Origin of the sequence: Streptomyces sp. 1-11 (assembly GCF_007176755.1) — a bacterium.
Lineage (GTDB): Bacteria > Actinomycetota > Actinomycetes > Streptomycetales > Streptomycetaceae > Streptomyces.
Map to the genome: position 1 here is coordinate 1 of NZ_BJTV01000020.1, position 16156 is coordinate 16156.

The following is a 16156-nucleotide window of genomic DNA, read 5'->3' on the forward strand; positions in this document are numbered from 1 at the left end:
AGAATCTCCATACCCACGACCCTAGTTGGCCCCACACCCACAAGCCCGCGGCACCCGTGGAAGGGGCGCGGGGAACCGCGCGCCCAGCCACATCCGACCCGCACGCACCCACACCCCGCACCCACACCCCCACCCGCGCGCCCCACACCCCGCACCTCACCCACCCTCCGGCGGAGCCCCCCTCACTCCACAAGCCGCGGCAGCACCTTCGTACGGTAGAAGTCGAAGAACCCCCGCTGATCCGGCCCGATCTGATTCACGTACACCCGGTCGAACCCCGCGTCACCGAACGCCCGCAACGCCGAGACATGCTCGTCGACGTCGTCCCCACACACCGTCTTGTCCCGCACCATGTCCTCGGTGACGAGCTCCGCGAGCTGCTCGAAGTGCCGTGGCGAGGGCAGCACCTGGCCCATCTCACCGGGCAGCAGCTCGTTGTACCAGAGCTCCCGCACCGTCCGCACGCAACTGTCCCGGTCGGCCCCGTAACAGACCTTCGTACCGCCGCTGACCGGCTTGGCCCCGCCGCCGCCCTTGCGGTACTGGGTGACCATGTCCTCGTCCGGCATCATCGTGATGTAGCCGTCGCCCACCCGGGCGGCCAGCGAGGTCGCCTTCGGGCCGAAGCCCGAGATGTCGATCGGCACGGGCTCGTCGGGAACCGTGTAGAGCCGGGCGTTCTCCACCGTGTAGTGCGTGCCGTGGTGGTTGACCTCCTCGCCGGTGAACAGCCGGCGCATCACCTGGATGGACTCCTCCAGCATCTCCAGCCGGATGTGCAGCGGGGGCCAGCGGTCGCCGAGGATGTGCTCGTTCAGCGCCTCCCCGGTGCCCACCCCGAGCCGGAACCGGCCGCCGGTCAGCACCGCGCTGGTCGCCGCGGCCTGCGCCAGCACCGCCGGGTGGATGCGCACCGTCGGGCAGGTCACCGCCGTCTCGATGGGCAGTGAGACCGCCTCGGACAGCGCGCCGATCACCGACCAGACGAACGGGCTCTGCCCCTGCGCGTCGTTCCACGGGTGGTAGTGGTCGGAGATCCACAGCGACTGGAAACCGGCCTGTTCGGCCATGCGGGCCTGTTCGATCAGCTCGGCCGGGCCGTGCTCCTCGCAGGCCAGGAAATAACCGTACTCAGGCATGACAGGCACCTCCGCGCGACGCGGCCGGACGGCCGGGCCCGCCGCTGGTGGGGATCCGGGAACCCGGGCCGGGTAACCGCCGCCGACCGGGCGAAACGCGGCTTCGAGGGGCGTCCGGGTGAGCCGGGCGGCGTTTGGGTGCGGCGGCCCCGGTTACGCGGAAGGCCTGAGGGAGCCACACCGCCGGAGGGACACCCGTGAGTCGACCACGTGTGGTGATCGTCGGCGCCGGCTTCGCCGGGTACCGGGCTGCCCGCACCCTCGCCCGGCTCACCCGCGGCCGTGCCCGGATCACCCTGCTCAACCCGACCGACTACTTCCTGTACCTGCCGCTGCTGCCCCAGGTGGCCGCCGGGATCCTGGAGGCCCGCCGGGTCACCGTCTCCCTGCCCGGCACCCTGCGCGGGGTGCGCCTGGTCCTGGGGGAGGCCACCGGGGTCGACTTCGACCGGCGCACCGTGCACTACCGGGACCCCGAGGACGGCGCCGGCGCCGTCGGCTACGACCGGCTGGTGCTGGCCGTGGGCAGCGTCAACAAGCTGCTGCCGGTGCCCGGCGTCGCCGAGCACGCGCACGGGTTCCGCGGGCTGCCCGAGGCGCTGTACCTGCGCGACCACGTCACCCGGCAGGTGGAGCTGGCCGCCACGGAGGCCGACCCGGAGGCCCGCGCCGCCCGGTGCACCTTCGTGGTGGTCGGCGCCGGCTACACCGGCACCGAGGTGGCCGCGCACATGCGGATGCTCACCGACCACCTGGCCCGCCGGGACCTGCCCGGCGTGGCCCGGCCCCGGTGGATACTGCTGGACGTGGCCCCCCGTGTGCTGCCGGAGATGGACGAACGGCTCTCCCGCACCGCGGGCCGGGTGCTGCGGGCGCGCGGCGTCGAGGTTCGCACGGGCACCTCGGTGAAGGAGGCCACCCCGGACGGCGTCCTGCTCAGCGACGGCGACTTCGTGGCGTCGCGGACCCTGGTCTGGTGCGTCGGGGTCCGGCCCGACCCGCTGATCGAGGCCGTCGGACAGCCGCTGGAGCGGGGCCGGCTCATCGTCGACCCGTACCTCCAGGTGCCGGGCCGCACGGAGGTGTTCGCCTGCGGGGACGCGGCGGCCGTGCCGGACCTGGAGCGGCCCGGCGAGTTCACCCCGATGACCGCCCAGCACGCCTGGCGGCAGGGCAGGGTGGCCGGCGAGAACGTGGCCGCCTCGCTCGGCCTCGGCCGGCGCCGGCGCGCCTACCGCCACCGCGATCTCGGTTTCGCCGTGGACCTCGGCGGGGTGCGGGCCGCCGCCAACCCGTTCGGCGTCCCGCTGTCCGGCCCGCCGGCCGGTGCGGTCACCCGCGGCTACCACCTGGCCGCCCTGCCCGGCAACCGCCTGCGCGTCGCCGCCGACTGGCTGCTGGACGCCGTACTCCCGCGGCAGAGCGTGCAGTTGGGGCTGGTGCGGTCCTGGTCGGTCCCGCTGGACACGGCATCCCCGGAGCTGGTCCGGGTACCCGGCGCCGCCGGCCGGTCCGGCGGGAGCGGGCACGACGGCGGCGGGCACGACGGCAGCGGCGGCGGATCCGCGGCGAGTGCGCCCGGCGGCGGATCCGCGGCGAGTGCGCCCGCCGGGAGCCGGCCGGCGGACGCACCCGCCGACGGCCGGCCCGCGCCCGCGCCGCCCGACGACCACCCCGCACCCGGCCCCGTCCGGCGCACCGGCCCCGCGGACCGCCCGGACCCGCCCGACCCAGCAGAAGGAGATTCATGAACACCGCCGAACTCGCCGAACTCGGGCAGCAGTTGCGCGTGGACAGCGTGCGGGCCGCCGCAGCGGCGGGCTCCGGGCATCCCACCTCGTCGATGTCCGCCGCCGACCTGATGGCCGTCCTGATCGCCAACCACCTGCGCTATGACTTCGAGCGCCCCGAACACCCCGCCAACGACCGCTTCGTGCTCTCCAAGGGCCACGCCTCGCCGCTGCTGTACGCTGCGTACAAGGCGGCCGGCGCCATCGAGGACGGCGAGCTGCTGACCTTCCGCAAGCTCGGCAGCCGCCTGGAGGGGCACCCGACCCCGCGCCGGCTGCCGTGGGTGGAGACCGCCACCGGCTCGCTCGGCCAGGGCCTGCCGGTCGGCGTCGGCATCGCGCTCGCCGGGCAGCGGCTGGACCGCACCGGCTACCGGGTGTGGGTGCTGTGCGGCGACAGCGAACTGGCCGAGGGCTCCGTCTGGGAGGCGGCCGAGCACGCCGCGTACGAGAACCTGGACAACCTCGTCGCCGTCGTGGACGTCAACCGGCTCGGCCAGCGCGGCCCGACCCGGCACGGACACGACCTGGACGCCTACGCCCGCCGCTTCCAGGCCTTCGGCTGGCACACCATCGAGATCGACGGCCACGATGTCGACGCGATCGACCGGGCCTACGGCGAGGCCCTGTCGACGACCGGACAGCCCACCGTGATCCTCGCCCGCACGCTCAAGGGCAAGGGCGTCGCCGCCGTCGAGGATCGCGAGGGCCTGCACGGCAAGCCGCTGCCGGAGGCCGAGGAGGCCATCGCCGAGCTCGGCGGGCCGCGTGACCTGCGCGTCCGGGTGAGCGAGCCGGCCGCCGCCGCGGCGCTCCGCTCGCTGAACACCGAGGTGGTGCGGCTGCCGCGGTACGACAAGGGCGAGGAGGTGGCCACCCGGGACGCCTTCGGCAAGGCCCTGGCCGCGCTCGGCGGCGCCCGGGGCGACGTCGTCGCGCTGGACGGCGAGGTCGGCGACTCCACCCGTACCGAGATGTTCGGCAAGGAGCACCCCGACCGCTTCTTCGAGTGCTACATCGCCGAGCAGCAGCTCGTCGCCACCGCCGTCGGCATGGCGGCCCGCGGCTGGCTGCCGTACGCCTCGACGTTCGCGGCCTTCCTCAGCCGCGCCCACGACTTCGTGCGCATGGCCTCGATCAGCGGCAGCGGGATCAACCTGGTCGGCTCGCACGCCGGCGTGGCGATCGGGCAGGACGGGCCCTCGCAGATGGGCCTGGAGGACCTGGCGATGTTCCGGTCCGTGTACGGCTCGACGGTGCTGTACCCGTGCGACGCCAACCAGACGGCCCGGCTGGTCGCCACCATGGCCGGCCTGGACGGCGTCCGCTACCTGCGCACCTCGCGCGGCGAGAGCCCGGTGATCTACGGCCCCGACGAGGAGTTCCCGGTCGGCGGCAGCAAGGTGCTGCGCTCCGGCGAGCAGGACCGGCTGACCGTGGTCGCGGCCGGGGTCACGGTGCACGAGGCGCTCGTGGCCGCCGAACGGCTCGCCCAGGACGGCATCCAGGTCCGGGTGATCGACCTGTACTCCGTCAAGCCCGTCGACACCGAGACGCTGCGCCGGGCCGCCGAGGAGACGGGCTGCCTGCTCACCGTCGAGGACCACCACGAGGAGGGCGGCCTCGGGGACGCCGTCGCGGAGGCGTTCTGCGACGGTGGGCCCGTGCCCCGCCTGGTCCGGCTCGCGGTGCGCACCATGCCCGGGTCGGCCGCGCCCGACGAGCAGCTCCACGCCGCCGGAATCGACGCCGTGGGCATCGCGGCCGCGGCGAAGCTGCTGGTGGAGGAGGCGGTCGTGGGATGAGCGGCGACGGCGGGCGGGCCATACGGGCGGGCCGCCGCACGGTGTGCGTCCGGCGGCCGGGGAAGGTCCTCATCCCGGGCCGCGAGGAGGGCGTCGAGGGGTGGACCAAGGGCGATCTCGCCGACTACTACCGGTCCGTCGCGCCGTATCTGCTGCCGCACCTGAGGGGCCGTCCGCTGATGCTCGAACGGTATCCGGACGGCCTCGACGGCCCCCGCTTCATGCAGAAGAACACCCCGGACCACTACCCGGACTGGATCACCCGGGCCGAGGTCGCCAAAGAGGGCGGCACGGTGACGCACGTCGTCTGCGACGACACCGCCACCCTGCTCCACCTGGCCGACCAGGCCTGCCTGACCCTGCACCGGTGGCTGTCCCGCACCGACCGGGCAGGCGGCCCGAACCACCCCGACCGGCTGGTCTTCGACCTCGACCCGGCCCCGGCGCCCGACGCGGCCCGTGGGACCCCGCAGGACGGCTTCGCCGCCGTCCGCGAGGCGGCCGGCGTCCTGCACGAGCTGCTGGACGAGCTGGGCCTGCCCGCCGCGCCGATGACCACCGGGTCGCGCGGACTGCACCTGGTCGTCCCGCTGGACGGGCGCCACGACTTCGACGAGGTGCGCCGGTTCGCCCACGACGTGGCCGAGTTCGCCGCGGCCGCGCACCCCGACCGGCTCACCACCGCCGCCCGCAGGCGCGACCGCGGCGACCGCCTCTACCTCGACGTACAGCGCAACGGCTACGCGCAGACGGCCGTGGCCCCCTACACCGTCCGCGCTCTGCCCGGCGCGCCCGTCGCTGTGCCCCTAAGCTGGGAACAGGTGGCCGATCCAGGCGTCCACGCTCGCAGCTGGACCATCGCCGACGCCGTCGACCAGGCCCGCACCGACCCGTGGGCCACGCTGCCGGGCCGGGGGCGCGCCCTCGGACCCGCAAGGCGCCGCCTCACGGGACTGAAGGGCTGACGACGGCCGGTCCTGGCCGGCCCCGGTCGCACGTCCACCGTCTGTGACCAGCGGCGTCGAGAACCCGTCCCCCGGAATGTTTGGCCAAGGGATGAGCGGCCACACGCAGGGGAGAGGTGGCCATGACGAACACAAAGAACACGCATCAGTCACAGGATTCACAGGAAACGCAGAAATCGTCCAAGGCGGAGGACGACGCGCCGCAGGGCGCGGCCACCAGCCGGCGGCCGCGTCCCATGGAGGTCCTGCGCGAGGCCCGCGCCCAGCTCGCCGAGCTGACCGGTCTCGAGCCGGAGTCGGTGTCCTCCTTCGAGCAGACCGCGGAGGGCTGGTCGCTCGAGGTGGAGGTACTCGAACTCGAGCGGGTCCCGGACACCATGAGCCTGATGGCGACTTACCAGGTGGAGCTGGACGACGAGGGGCAGCTCACGGGCTACCGCCGCGTCCGCCGCTACGAACGCGGACGGGCCGACGCGCGCGGCCGCTAGGCCGCCCGTACCGAGCGCCCGGCATCCACCGGAGCACCGCGTTTCCGACAACCGAGAAGGAGGATCGGCCGGCATGACCGTTGTACCGGCACAGCAGACCGGCGGCGGAGGCGGCAGCAGCGGCCTCTACGACGTACTGGAACTGGTTCTGGACAGGGGGCTCGTGATCGACGCGTTCGTCCGTGTCTCCCTGGTCGGCATCGAGATCCTCAAGATCGACGTACGCGTCGTCGTGGCCAGTGTCGACACGTATCTGCGCTTCGCCGAGGCGTGCAACCGCCTCGACCTGGAATCGGGCCCGAACAAGAGCCCGGGCCTGCCCGAGATCGTCGGCGAGGTCACCGAGTCCGGTGCCCGCGGCAAGTCCAAGGGCGCCCTGTCGGGCGCCGCGGAGACGATATCCGGCGCTTTCAAGCAGGCGCGTGACGAGGGGCAGAGCGAGTCCCGGCCGCGTGCCCGCAAGACCGCGGCCCGGCGTAAGGAGGAGTCGGAGTGAGCACCTACGTCTACGGGATCACCGCCCGTTCGCACCCGGCCCTGCCCGAGGGCATGACCGGCGTGGGCGAGCCGCCGCTGCCGGTGCGCGTGCTGACGGCCGGTGAACTGGCGGCCGTGGTCAGTGACGCGCCCGAGGGACTGCGGCCCAAGCGCCGGGATCTGCTCGCGCACCAGAACGTGCTCGCCGAGGCCGGCGCGGGCGGCTGCGTGCTGCCCATGCGGTTCGGCAGCGTCGCCCCCGACGACGACTCCGTGACCCAGGTGCTCGGCGAGCGCGCCCAGCACTACCAGGAGCGGCTGCGGGAGCTGGACGGCAAGGTCGAGTACAACGTCAAGGCCACGCACGTCGAAGAGGCCGTACTGCACCGGGTGATGGCCGAGAACGCCGAGCTGCGTTCCCTGGCCGAGGCCAACCGCACGTCCGGCGGCGGTAGTTACGACGACAAGATCCGTCTCGGTGAGATGGTCGCGGCCGCCGTCAAGGACAAGGAGGCCGAGGATTCGGCCGAGGTGCGCAGCGCGCTGGAGTCGGCCGGCTCCGCGCTGAGCGTGGGCCCCGAGTCGACCGGCTGGCTGGTCAACCTGTCGTTCCTGGTGGCCCGGGACACCGCCGAGGAGTTCCTGGCCGCCGTCGAGCAGGTCCGCACCAGCCACCCCCACCTCGACCTGCGGCTCAACGGGCCGCTCCCGCCCTACAGCTTCGTGGAGCCCGGTCCCGCCGAGCCCGCGGGCAGCACGGCCGGCGCCGACGCCGGAGCGCAGTAGCAGCGGCCCGGCCCGAACGGAAAGGAGGGACATCGTGGGACTGATCAGCGAGGTGCTGCTGCTGCCGTTCGCACCGGTCCGCGGCGCCGGATGGGCGATCAAACAGGTGTACCAAGAGGCGGAGCGCATCTACTACGACCCCGCCACCGTACGGGCCGAACTCGCCCGCCTCGAAGAGCAACTGGAGGCAGGCGAGATCAGCGAGGAGGAGTTCGACCGCCGCGAGGACGAACTGCTCGACCGGCTGGAGACCGCCCTGCGCTCCGGCGAAACCACAGCCAACGGGACGACGTGATGAATCGAACGGGACTAGGTCTCGCCATCGGGGCCGGATACCTCCTGGGACGTACGAAGAAACTGAAGATGGCCCTGGCGGTCGGCTCCCTGGTGGCCGGCAAGAAGCTGAACCTCGGCCCGCGGGGCCTCGCCGAGCTGCTCAACCAGCAGCTCCGTGACAACCCGCAGTTCAAGGAGATCGGGGACCAGCTCCGCCAGGACCTGCGCGGCGTCGGCAAGGCCGCCACCGGGGCCATGGCCGAGCGCCAGATGAGCGCGCTCGCCGACCGGCTGCACGGCCGCACCAGCGCGGTGCGCGACCAGTTGTCCGGCGTCGTGCCCGGCGGCAAGTCCGAGTCCGAGGAGCCGGAGGAACAGGAGGACGAGGACGACGGAGGCCAGGAGGGCTCCGCCGAGCGGAAGGACGACAAGCCCCGCCGCGAGGCGGCCGCGAAGAAGGCCCCCGCGAAGAAGTCGCCCGCCAAGAAGACGGCGGCGAAGAGCACGGCAGGCCGGGCGGCCGCCAAGAAGGCGGCTGGCACGGCCCGCAGAACGGCCACGAAGAAGACGGCCGCGGCCGGCGGCGGCAACCGCACCGGCCGGTCCAGGCAGTCGAAGGGCGGCGAAGACCGATGACCGAGACCGTCGGATCCGCGACGTCCGCCGCCGGCAAGGCCGCGGGCGGAGCGGCCAAGAGCAATCCACTGACGGATCTGGCGCACAGCGAGGCGGCGGACCGGCTCAAGGCCGAGGTGCAGGACTACCTGGGCGCCCAGGCGCAGAAGCTGCTGACCGGCTTCGGCCGCAAGCTCGGTGAGACCACGGGCAAGCTCAACGACATAGCCGAGGGCAACAGCCCGGGCTTCGCCAAGCTCGCCCTCGACGCCGGCCGCAAGGTCGCCGAGGGCAAGGGCCCGCTGCGTTCCGCGCTCGAACTCGGGGCCTCGCACGCCAAGGACACCGTCATGGGCAAGCTGAAGGGCCTCGGGGGCGGCAAGAGCAAGGGCAAGAAGGGCGGGGGCAACAAGCCGACCGTCATCGTCGAGTCCGTCGACGTCGGCGTGCCGGTGCGCACCGCGTACGACCAGTGGACCCAGTACCAGGACTTCAGCACCTTCGCCAAGGGCGTCAAGAGCGCGAGCCGCGCCGACGACACGCACTCCGACTGGCAGGCCAAGATCTTCTGGTCCAGCCGGAGCTGGAAGGCGCACACCGTCGAGCAGGTCCCCGACTACAAGATCCAGTGGTCGTCGGAGGGCGCCAAGGGCACCACGAAGGGCGTCGTCACCTTCCACCGGCTCGACGAGAACCTCACCCGCATCCTCCTGGTCATGGAGTACTACCCGAGCGGCCTCTTCGAGAAGACGGGCAACATCTGGCGCGCCCAGGGCCGCCGGGTCCGGCTCGACTTCAAGAACTTCGCCCGTCACATCACCCTCAAGGGAGAGGCGGAGGACGGCTGGCGCGGGGAGATCCGCGACGGCGAGGTCGTCCGCAGCCACGAGGACGCGGTGGCGGAGGAAGAGGAGTCCGAGCAGGAGGAGGGCGAGGAGCCCGAGGAGGGCGAGGAGCCTGAGGGGTCCGAGGAGGAGTCCGAGGAGGAAGAGCCGGAGGAGGGCGAGGAACCCGAGGAGGGCGAGGAGCCCGCCGCCGAGGACGAGGAAGCCTACGAGGACGAGGAAGAGGGCGAGGAGGAGCCGGAGGAGTCCGAGGAGCCGGAGGAGTACGAGGACGAGGAAGAGGGCCCGTACGAGGACGAGCTCGAAGAGGAATCCGACGAGGAGCCCCAGGAGGGGTCTGAGGAGGAGCCCGAAGAAGAGTACGAGGACGAAGAGGAACCCGAGCACGCCGGGGGCGGGAGCCGTCGATGACGACCCCCAGCCGTTTTCCCGAGCCCTACGGCCAGGGCGGCGGGGCCAACCTCGCCGACATCCTGGAACGGGTGCTCGACAAGGGTGTCGTCATCGCCGGCGACATCCGGATCAACCTGCTCGACATCGAACTGCTCACCATCAAGCTCCGGCTGATCGTCGCCTCGGTCGACAAGGCCAAGGAGATGGGCATCGACTGGTGGGAGACCGACCCGGCCCTCTCCTCCCGCGCCCGGCACAACGAGCTCGCGCGTGAGAACGCCGAGCTCAGGGAGCGGCTGGAGAGGCTGCAGGAACTGGCGCCCGGCAGTGTGCCGGACAGCGTGCCGGAGGAGGAGGCCAAGTGAGCGCACTGCGGTACGTCTACGCCGTCTGCCGCCCCCTCGACGCGCCCCTGCAGGCCGAGCTGACCGGCGTCGGGGGAGCCCCGCCGGCGCTGCTGCACCACCACGGGCTGGTCGCGGTGGTCAGCACGGTGCCGGAGGCGGACTTCGGCGAGCAGGCGCTGCGCGCCCGGCTGGAGGACCTGGACTGGCTGAGCGCGACCGCCCGCGCCCACCAGGGCGTGATCGCCGCGCTCAGCACCGTCACCACCCCGCTGCCGCTGCGGCTCGCGACCGTGTTCCGGGACGACAGCGGCATCCGGGCGATGATGGAGGCCCGGGAGGACGACTTCCGGCGCGCCCTCGACCGGCTCGAGGGCCGGGTGGAGTGGGGCGTGAAGGTGTTCGTGGAGTCCGAGCCGGCGGAGCCCGTGGCCGCTGCGGCCAAACCGGCCAGCGGCCGGGACTACCTGCGCAGCCGCAGGCGGCACAGCGAGGCGCACGAGGAGCGGTGGCAGCGGGCGGAGGCGTTCGCCCGGGACCTGCACGAGCGGCTCACCCGGCACTCCGAGGACGTCCGGCTGCACCCGGCGCAGAATCCCGCGCTGTCCGGGGCGTCGGGACAGAACGTGCTCAACGCGGCCTACCTGGTGCCGAGGGCGAGCTGTGAGGAGTTCGTGGAGCTGGTGGACCGCACCAAGGACGAGACGCCCGGCATCCGGGTGGAGCTCACCGGTCCCTGGGCCGCGTACTCGTTCAGTGGGGAGGAAGCGTGACCGTCGTCGAGCGGCGTGAGATAGCGCTCGTGGACCTGCTGGACCGGCTGCTGGCCGGCGGGGTCGTCATCACCGGGGACCTGACGCTGCGGATCGCGGACGTCGATCTCGTCCGCATCGATCTCAACGCGCTGATCAGCTCCGTGAACGAGACGGTGCCCTCACCCTTCGAGGAGTTGCTGTGACCGCCCCCAAGCGGCTCGACCTGGAGCCCGACACGGTCGAACGCGATCTGGTCAAGCTGGTGCTGACCGTGGTGGAACTGCTGCGCCAGCTCATGGAACGGCAGGCGGTGCGCCGCTTCGACACCGGTGAGCTGACCGAGGACCAGGAGGAGCGGATCGGCCTCACCCTGATGCTCCTGGAGGAGCGGATGGCCGAGCTGAGGGACCGCTACGGGCTGCGGCCCGAGGACCTGAACCTGGACCTCGGGCCGCTGGGCCCGCTGCTGCCCCGCCAGTGAGCCGGGCGGCGCCGGGGCCCTGCGGTGGCTCGGGTCAGGCCGCCTTGCGGCACAGGATCTCGCCGTGCAGGACGCCGAACCAGGCGTCCTCCCGCAGGCCCCACTCCCGCCAGGCCGCCGACGCCGCCCGCAGCCGCTCCGGTGTGGCGTGCCCGCCCCGCACGGCGCGGTCGGCGTAGTCCGAGTCGACCGTGCGGTCGGCCCACAGCCCGCTCCACCAGGCCCGCTCCTCGGCGGTGGCGAACGTCCAGGTGCTGGAGGTGGCCGTGATGTCCGTCAGGCCGGCGGCCAGCGCCCAGGCCCGCAGCCTGCGTCCGGCGTCCGGCTCGCCGCCGTTGGCCCGGGCGACCGCCTCGTACAGGTCCAGCCAGTCCTCCAGGCCGGGCAGCGCCGGGTACCAGGTCATCGCCGCGTAGTCGGCGTCGCGGACCGCGATGTACCCGCCGGGCTTCGTCACCCGGTGCATCTCGCGCAGCGCCGCCACCGGGTCGCCCACGTGCTGGAGCACCTGGTGGGCGTGGACCACGCAGAACGTGTCGTCGGGGTAGTCCAGGGCGTGGACGTCGGCGACCGTGAAGTCCACGTTGGCCAGGCCCCGCGCCTCCGCGGTCGCCCGGGCCCGCTCCAGGACAGCGGGGGCGCGGTCGGCGCCGGTGACGTGCCCCTGCGGGACCAGCGCGGCCAGATCGGCGGTGATGGTGCCGGGGCCGCAGCCGATGTCCAGGATCCGCATGTGCGGTTTGAGCACGCCGAGCAGATAGGCCGCGGAGTTGGCGGCGGTCCGCCAGGTGTGCGACCTCAGCACCGACTCGTGGTGCCCGTGCGTGTAGACGGCGGTGTCCTGCGCTCTCGGCATGGCTGTGCCCTTTCGCCCCTCGTCGACGTCACCCGCGGCGGGGCCCTGCGGCCCGGCCCGCGGTACGCCGAACGGTACGCGCCCGTGCCGAATGATGAGACCCGTGTTTCATCATCTGGGACGGGCGCGTCGTGCCGCCGGACCGGCGGCGCGGTCAGGAGAGCGGCCGGTACACCGTCAGCGCCTCGGGCAGCTTCTCCACCAGCACGTCCCCGCCCACCTCGACGACCTCGCCGTCGTACGCCAGCGGCGTGCCGGGGGCGAGCCCGGTCAGCCGCAGCCGGTTCACCTGGACCGCCGCGTGGGCCGGGGACCGGGTGAGCGGGCCGGCCGCGGCGGCCGCCAGCAGACGCAGCGCGGGCCGGCGGCTGCCGTGCACCACCCGCACGTCCAGCAGCCCGTCCGCCAGATCGGTCCGGCGGCCGGGCGCGAGGCCCATCCGGTGGTAGATCCCGTTGCCCACGAACAGCAGCCACAGGGGGTGGCGCTTGCCGCGCAGCTCCACCGTCAGCGGGTGCCGGTCGGCGCGCAGCACCTTCATCGCGCCCAGCATCCCGGCCGGCCAGCCGCCGATCCGGGACGACCAGCGTTCCCGCTCGCGCACCAGCTCCGGGTACACGCCCAGGCTGAAGGTGTTCAGGAACAGCCCCTCGTGGTCGCCCGCCACGAACCGGCCGACGTCCACCCGGACCGCCTCGCCCGCCCGGACGGCGTCGGCCAGGCTCCGCTCGTCCTCCACGCCCAGGTCGTAGGCGAAGTGGTTCAGCGTGCCGCCGGGCAGCACCGCCAGCGGCAGACCGCGCCGCAGGGCCACCCCGGCGGCCGTGTTCACCGTCCCGTCGCCCCCGCACACCCCGAGCACCCGGGCCCGCGCGGCGGCCTTCTCCAGCTCCTCCTTGACGTCCTCGGGCGCGCACTCCACGAGCTCCGCCCCGGGCAGCGCCTCGTGCAGCACCCGCACCCGGTCCGAGGTGCCCGAGGCGCGGTTGGCGACCAGCACCAGGCCCTCGCCGTCGAGCAGCGCCGGCGCCTCGGTGCGGGGCCGCGGCGGCGGCGCGACCTGGGTGCGGGTCGGCACCAGACCACGCACCGCGAACGCGGCGCCCGCGCCCAGCGCCGCTCCCGCCAGCACGTCGCTCGGGTAGTGCACGCCCGTGTAGACGCGGGACATCGCCACGGAGAACGCCACCGGCGCCACCGCCGCGCCCCACCGCGGCGACTCCAAAGCCACCCCCGTGGCGAAGGCGGCGGCCGAGGCGGCGTGACCGGAGGGGAAGGATGTGGTGATCGGCTGCCGCTTGAGCTGCCGCGACAGCGGCACCGAGTCCAGCACCGGCCGGGCCCGGCGAACCGACCGCTTGCCGAGGGTGTTGATGGCCAGCGAGGCCACGCTCAGCGAGGCCACGCCCCGGGTGGCGGCCCGGCGGGCCCGCGGCGAACGGCTGGCCGCGATCGCTGCGGCCGTCGCGAACCACAGCACCCCGTGGTTCGCGCTCCGGCTGAGCCGGGGCAGCGCCCGCTCGGCGCCGGGCCAGTGCCGGGCCGCCGCCAGCTCGAACAGCCGGCAGTCGTACTCCAGCAGCTTGGACAGGACGCGGAGGCGGGGCCGCGGGACGGTGAGGTCGACGTCTGGGCTCATAGACGTCCGGTTACCCTGAAGCGGCCGCTTCTTGTGCCCGGACACGCCGGTCACCGGCCTGCGCTCCGCCCGACGGGCGCGTGAGGAGACACCCCGGATGCGCCTGCTGCTGGTCCGCCACGGCCAGACCCCCTCCAACGTCGGCCGGCTGCTGGACACCGCCGTGCCCGGCCCGGGGCTCACCCCGCTCGGCGAGCGGCAGGCCGCCGAACTGCCCGGGGCGCTCGCCGGCGAGGACATCGAGGCCGTCTACGCGTCCACCCTGCTGCGCACCCGGCTCACCGCGGCCCCGCTGGCCGCCGTCCGGGGCCTGGAGGTGGTCGTCCGGGACGGCATCCGTGAGGTGACCGCGGGCGACCTGGAGATGCTGCCCGGGGACTCCCCGCGGGGCGAGCTCTACCTGCGCACGGTCTTCGCCTGGGCCGCCGGGGACACCGGGGTCCGCATCCCCGGCGGGGAGAACGGCGAGGAGACCCTCGCCCGGTACGACGCGGTGGTCGCCGAGGCCGCCGCGAGCGGCGCCGCGACCGTCGCCATGATCAGCCACGGCGCCGCGATCCGCCTGTGGACCGCGGCCCGGGCCGCGAACGTCGACGTCGGGTTCGCCGCGGCCCGCCCGCTGCGCAACACCGGCGTCGTCGTCCTGGAGGGTTCGCCGGCCGACGGCTGGAAGGCGCTGGCCTGGGAGGGCGCGACGGTGGAACCGGCGGGGGAGGGCGGCCCGGCGGGCGAGGCGGTCGCAGCCGGATAACGGTTTGCCCCGGCGCGCGGGCGGCACACAGAATGCCTCCTCATGGGACATCTGGAAGCCGCGCACCTCGAGTACCACCTACCCGACGGCAGGACGCTGCTCGGCGATGTCTCCTTCCGGGTCGGCGAGGGCACGGCCGTCGCCCTGGTCGGCCCCAACGGCGCCGGCAAGACGACCCTGCTCCGGCTGATCTCCGGCGAGCTGAAGCCGCACGGCGGCACGGTGACCGTCAGCGGCGGCCTCGGTGTGATGCGCCAGTTCGTGGGCTCCGTACGGGACGAGACGACCGTGCGCGACCTGCTCGTCTCCGTCGCCCCGCCCCGTATCCGCGAGGCGGCGCTGGCCGTGGACCGGGCCGAGCACGCCATCATGACCGTCGACGACGAGGCCGCCCAGCTCGGCTACGCGCAGGCTCTCGCCGACTGGGCCGAGGTACGCGGCTACGAGGCCGAGACCCTGTGGGACATGTGCACCACCGCGGCCCTCGGCATGCCCTACGAGCGGGCCCAGTGGCGGCAGGTGCGCACCCTCTCCGGCGGCGAGCAGAAACGCCTCGTCCTGGAGGCGCTGCTGCGCGGCACCGACGAGGTGCTGCTCCTCGACGAGCCGGACAACTACCTCGACGTGCCCGGCAAGCGCTGGCTTGAGGAGCAGCTCAGGGAGACCCGCAAGACGGTCCTGTTCGTCTCCCACGACCGGGAACTGCTCGCCCGCGCCGCCGAACGGATCGTCTCCGTGGAGCCGGGCCCGGCCGGCGCCGACGCCTGGGTGCACGGCGGCGGCTTCGCCACCTACCACGAGGCGCGCCGCGAGCGCTTCGCCCGCTTCGAGGAGCTGCGCCGCCGCTGGGACGAGAAGCACGCCCAGCTGAGGAAGCTCGTGGTCAACCTCCGCCAGGCCGCCGCCGTCAGCCACGAGATGGCGTCGCGCTACCAGGCCGCCCAGACCAGGCTGCGCAAGTTCGAGGAGGCCGGACCGCCGCCCGAGCCGCCGCGCGAGCAGGACATCACCATGCGCCTCAAGGGCGGCCGTACCGGGGTGCGCGCCGTCACCTGCGCGAATCTCGAACTGACCGGTCTGATGAAACCGTTCGACCTGGAGGTCTTCTACGGCGAACGGGTCGCCGTGCTCGGCTCCAACGGCTCCGGCAAGTCGCACTTCCTGCGGCTGCTGGCCGGCGGGGAGGTGGCGCACACGGGGCAGTGGAAGCTCGGGGCACGCGTCGTGCCCGGCCACTTCGCCCAGACCCACGCCCACCCCGAACTCGTCGGCCGCACGCTGCTGGACATCCTGTGGAAGGAGCACGCCCAGGACCGGGGCGCCGCCATGTCCCGGCTGCGCCGCTACGAGCTGACCGGCCAGGCCGAGCAGTCCTTCGACCGGCTCTCCGGCGGCCAGCAGGCACGCTTCCAGATCCTGCTGCTGGAACTGGAGGGCGTCACCGCCCTGCTCCTGGACGAGCCCACCGACAACCTCGACCTGGAGTCCGCCGAGGCTCTCCAGGAGGGCCTCGAGGCGTTCGAGGGCACCGTGCTCGCGGTCACCCACGACCGCTGGTTCGCCCGCTCCTTCGACCGCTTCCTGGTCTTCGGCAGCGACGGCCGGGTCCGCGAGACGCCCGAGCCGGTCTGGGACGAGCGCCGGGTGGAACGCGCCCGCTAGGGCCGGTCCGACCATGCGCGTCGCGGGCCCGGCGGGGACGGTCGGACAGGTCCCAGACAGGCCCGGGCGCCGGGATGTTCGTACAGTGG

The 16156-nt window shown here is 73.5% G+C and carries 18 protein-coding genes; 15 read left to right on the top strand and 3 right to left on the bottom strand.

The features are described from left to right. Positions 1-182: 182 nt before the first annotated feature. The gene (locus TNCT1_RS31165; RefSeq protein ID WP_143638795.1) at positions 183-1139 is read right to left on the bottom strand and encodes an LLM class F420-dependent oxidoreductase; all 957 of its coding nucleotides are present in this window, start codon (positions 1137-1139) and stop codon (positions 183-185) included. Between the two features lie 197 nt (positions 1140-1336). Here TNCT1_RS31165 and TNCT1_RS31170 point away from each other — a divergent pair, with 197 nt between their 5' ends. The 13 genes from TNCT1_RS31170 to TNCT1_RS31230 all read left to right on the top strand — a co-directional run bounded on the left by TNCT1_RS31170 (position 1337) and on the right by TNCT1_RS31230 (position 11159). Next, positions 1337-2890, top strand: coding sequence for an NAD(P)/FAD-dependent oxidoreductase (locus TNCT1_RS31170; protein WP_143638798.1), 1554 nt, complete (start codon positions 1337-1339; stop codon positions 2888-2890). After that, positions 2887-4734 (top strand): transketolase, encoded by a 1848-nt coding sequence (locus tag TNCT1_RS31175; protein WP_143638801.1) that lies wholly within the window; start codon positions 2887-2889, stop codon positions 4732-4734. Before TNCT1_RS31170 ends, TNCT1_RS31175 begins: the two co-directional genes overlap by 4 nt. Next, a complete protein-coding gene (gene ligD / locus TNCT1_RS31180; protein WP_143638803.1) occupies positions 4731-5699 on the top strand; it encodes a non-homologous end-joining DNA ligase in 969 nt (322 codons plus the stop codon). Before TNCT1_RS31175 ends, ligD begins: the two co-directional genes overlap by 4 nt. 122 nt (positions 5700-5821) lie before the next feature. Beyond that, positions 5822-6187: a gas vesicle protein gene (locus TNCT1_RS31185; protein WP_143638805.1), complete on the top strand. Its 366-nt coding sequence runs from the start codon at positions 5822-5824 to the stop codon at positions 6185-6187. A gap of 73 nt (positions 6188-6260) precedes the next feature. Next, positions 6261-6683, top strand: a complete 423-nt coding sequence (locus tag TNCT1_RS31190) for a gas vesicle structural protein GvpA (RefSeq protein WP_143638808.1) — start codon at positions 6261-6263, stop codon at positions 6681-6683. After that, complete coding sequence (locus tag TNCT1_RS31195) at positions 6680-7450, top strand: GvpL/GvpF family gas vesicle protein (RefSeq protein WP_143638811.1); 771 nt, start codon at positions 6680-6682, stop codon at positions 7448-7450. Before TNCT1_RS31190 ends, TNCT1_RS31195 begins: the two co-directional genes overlap by 4 nt. Positions 7451-7484: 34 nt before the next feature. Continuing rightward, positions 7485-7745: a gas vesicle protein GvpG gene (locus tag TNCT1_RS31200; protein ID WP_143638813.1), complete on the top strand. Its 261-nt coding sequence runs from the start codon at positions 7485-7487 to the stop codon at positions 7743-7745. After that, on the top strand, positions 7745-8362 hold the full coding sequence (locus TNCT1_RS31205; RefSeq protein WP_143638815.1) for a DNA primase: 618 nt from the start codon (positions 7745-7747) through the stop codon (positions 8360-8362). Before TNCT1_RS31200 ends, TNCT1_RS31205 begins: the two co-directional genes overlap by 1 nt. Beyond that, positions 8359-9597 carry an SRPBCC family protein gene (locus TNCT1_RS31210; protein ID WP_143638818.1) on the top strand — a complete coding sequence of 413 codons (1239 nt, stop codon included), beginning with the start codon at positions 8359-8361 and terminating at the stop codon, positions 9595-9597. The genes TNCT1_RS31205 and TNCT1_RS31210 overlap by 4 nt, the downstream gene beginning before the upstream one ends. Beyond that, positions 9594-9944: a gas vesicle protein gene (locus tag TNCT1_RS31215; protein ID WP_143638820.1), complete on the top strand. Its 351-nt coding sequence runs from the start codon at positions 9594-9596 to the stop codon at positions 9942-9944. Before TNCT1_RS31210 ends, TNCT1_RS31215 begins: the two co-directional genes overlap by 4 nt. Next, entirely contained in the window at positions 9941-10696 is a 756-nt protein-coding gene (locus tag TNCT1_RS31220) for a GvpL/GvpF family gas vesicle protein (protein WP_143638823.1), read from the top strand. The genes TNCT1_RS31215 and TNCT1_RS31220 overlap by 4 nt, the downstream gene beginning before the upstream one ends. Beyond that, on the top strand, positions 10693-10881 hold the full coding sequence (locus TNCT1_RS31225; RefSeq protein ID WP_143638825.1) for a gas vesicle protein: 189 nt from the start codon (positions 10693-10695) through the stop codon (positions 10879-10881). The genes TNCT1_RS31220 and TNCT1_RS31225 overlap by 4 nt, the downstream gene beginning before the upstream one ends. Next, a complete protein-coding gene (locus TNCT1_RS31230; protein WP_143638827.1) occupies positions 10878-11159 on the top strand; it encodes a gas vesicle protein K in 282 nt (93 codons plus the stop codon). The genes TNCT1_RS31225 and TNCT1_RS31230 overlap by 4 nt, the downstream gene beginning before the upstream one ends. Positions 11160-11193: 34 nt before the next feature. Here TNCT1_RS31230 and TNCT1_RS31235 read toward each other — a convergent pair whose 3' ends face one another. Beyond that, positions 11194-12015, bottom strand: a complete 822-nt coding sequence (locus TNCT1_RS31235) for a class I SAM-dependent methyltransferase (RefSeq protein ID WP_143638829.1) — start codon at positions 12013-12015, stop codon at positions 11194-11196. Positions 12016-12169: 154 nt separating this feature from the next. After that, positions 12170-13654: a bifunctional phosphatase PAP2/diacylglycerol kinase family protein gene (locus tag TNCT1_RS31240; protein ID WP_143638830.1), complete on the bottom strand. Its 1485-nt coding sequence runs from the start codon at positions 13652-13654 to the stop codon at positions 12170-12172. Positions 13655-13751: 97 nt separating this feature from the next. On the opposite strand from TNCT1_RS31240, the gene TNCT1_RS31245 reads away from it, so the two are divergent. Both TNCT1_RS31245 and TNCT1_RS31250 read left to right on the top strand, forming a co-directional pair. Then, positions 13752-14405: a histidine phosphatase family protein gene (locus TNCT1_RS31245; protein WP_143638831.1), complete on the top strand. Its 654-nt coding sequence runs from the start codon at positions 13752-13754 to the stop codon at positions 14403-14405. A gap of 42 nt (positions 14406-14447) precedes the next feature. Further along, positions 14448-16067: an ABC-F family ATP-binding cassette domain-containing protein gene (locus TNCT1_RS31250; protein WP_143638834.1), complete on the top strand. Its 1620-nt coding sequence runs from the start codon at positions 14448-14450 to the stop codon at positions 16065-16067. Positions 16068-16156 lie beyond the last annotated feature (89 nt).

Excerpts from the sequence above, each read along its gene's own strand:
- TNCT1_RS31190 (WP_143638808.1), top strand. The coding sequence starts at position 6,261 with ATGACCGTTGTACCGGCACAGCAGACCGGCGGCGGAGGCGGCAGCAGC.
- TNCT1_RS31215 (WP_143638820.1), top strand. The coding sequence starts at position 9,594 with ATGACGACCCCCAGCCGTTTTCCCGAGCCCTACGGCCAGGGCGGCGGG.
- TNCT1_RS31235 (WP_143638829.1), bottom strand. The coding sequence starts at position 12,015 with ATGCCGAGAGCGCAGGACACCGCCGTCTACACGCACGGGCACCACGAG.
- TNCT1_RS31205 (WP_143638815.1), top strand. The coding sequence starts at position 7,745 with ATGAATCGAACGGGACTAGGTCTCGCCATCGGGGCCGGATACCTCCTG.
- TNCT1_RS31185 (WP_143638805.1), top strand. The coding sequence starts at position 5,822 with ATGACGAACACAAAGAACACGCATCAGTCACAGGATTCACAGGAAACG.
- TNCT1_RS31245 (WP_143638831.1), top strand. The coding sequence starts at position 13,752 with ATGCGCCTGCTGCTGGTCCGCCACGGCCAGACCCCCTCCAACGTCGGC.
- TNCT1_RS31210 (WP_143638818.1), top strand. The coding sequence starts at position 8,359 with ATGACCGAGACCGTCGGATCCGCGACGTCCGCCGCCGGCAAGGCCGCG.
- TNCT1_RS31240 (WP_143638830.1), bottom strand. The coding sequence starts at position 13,654 with ATGAGCCCAGACGTCGACCTCACCGTCCCGCGGCCCCGCCTCCGCGTC.
- TNCT1_RS31165 (WP_143638795.1), bottom strand. The coding sequence starts at position 1,139 with ATGCCTGAGTACGGTTATTTCCTGGCCTGCGAGGAGCACGGCCCGGCC.
- TNCT1_RS31175 (WP_143638801.1), top strand. The coding sequence starts at position 2,887 with ATGAACACCGCCGAACTCGCCGAACTCGGGCAGCAGTTGCGCGTGGAC.
- ligD (WP_143638803.1), top strand. The coding sequence starts at position 4,731 with ATGAGCGGCGACGGCGGGCGGGCCATACGGGCGGGCCGCCGCACGGTG.
- TNCT1_RS31250 (WP_143638834.1), top strand. The coding sequence starts at position 14,448 with ATGGGACATCTGGAAGCCGCGCACCTCGAGTACCACCTACCCGACGGC.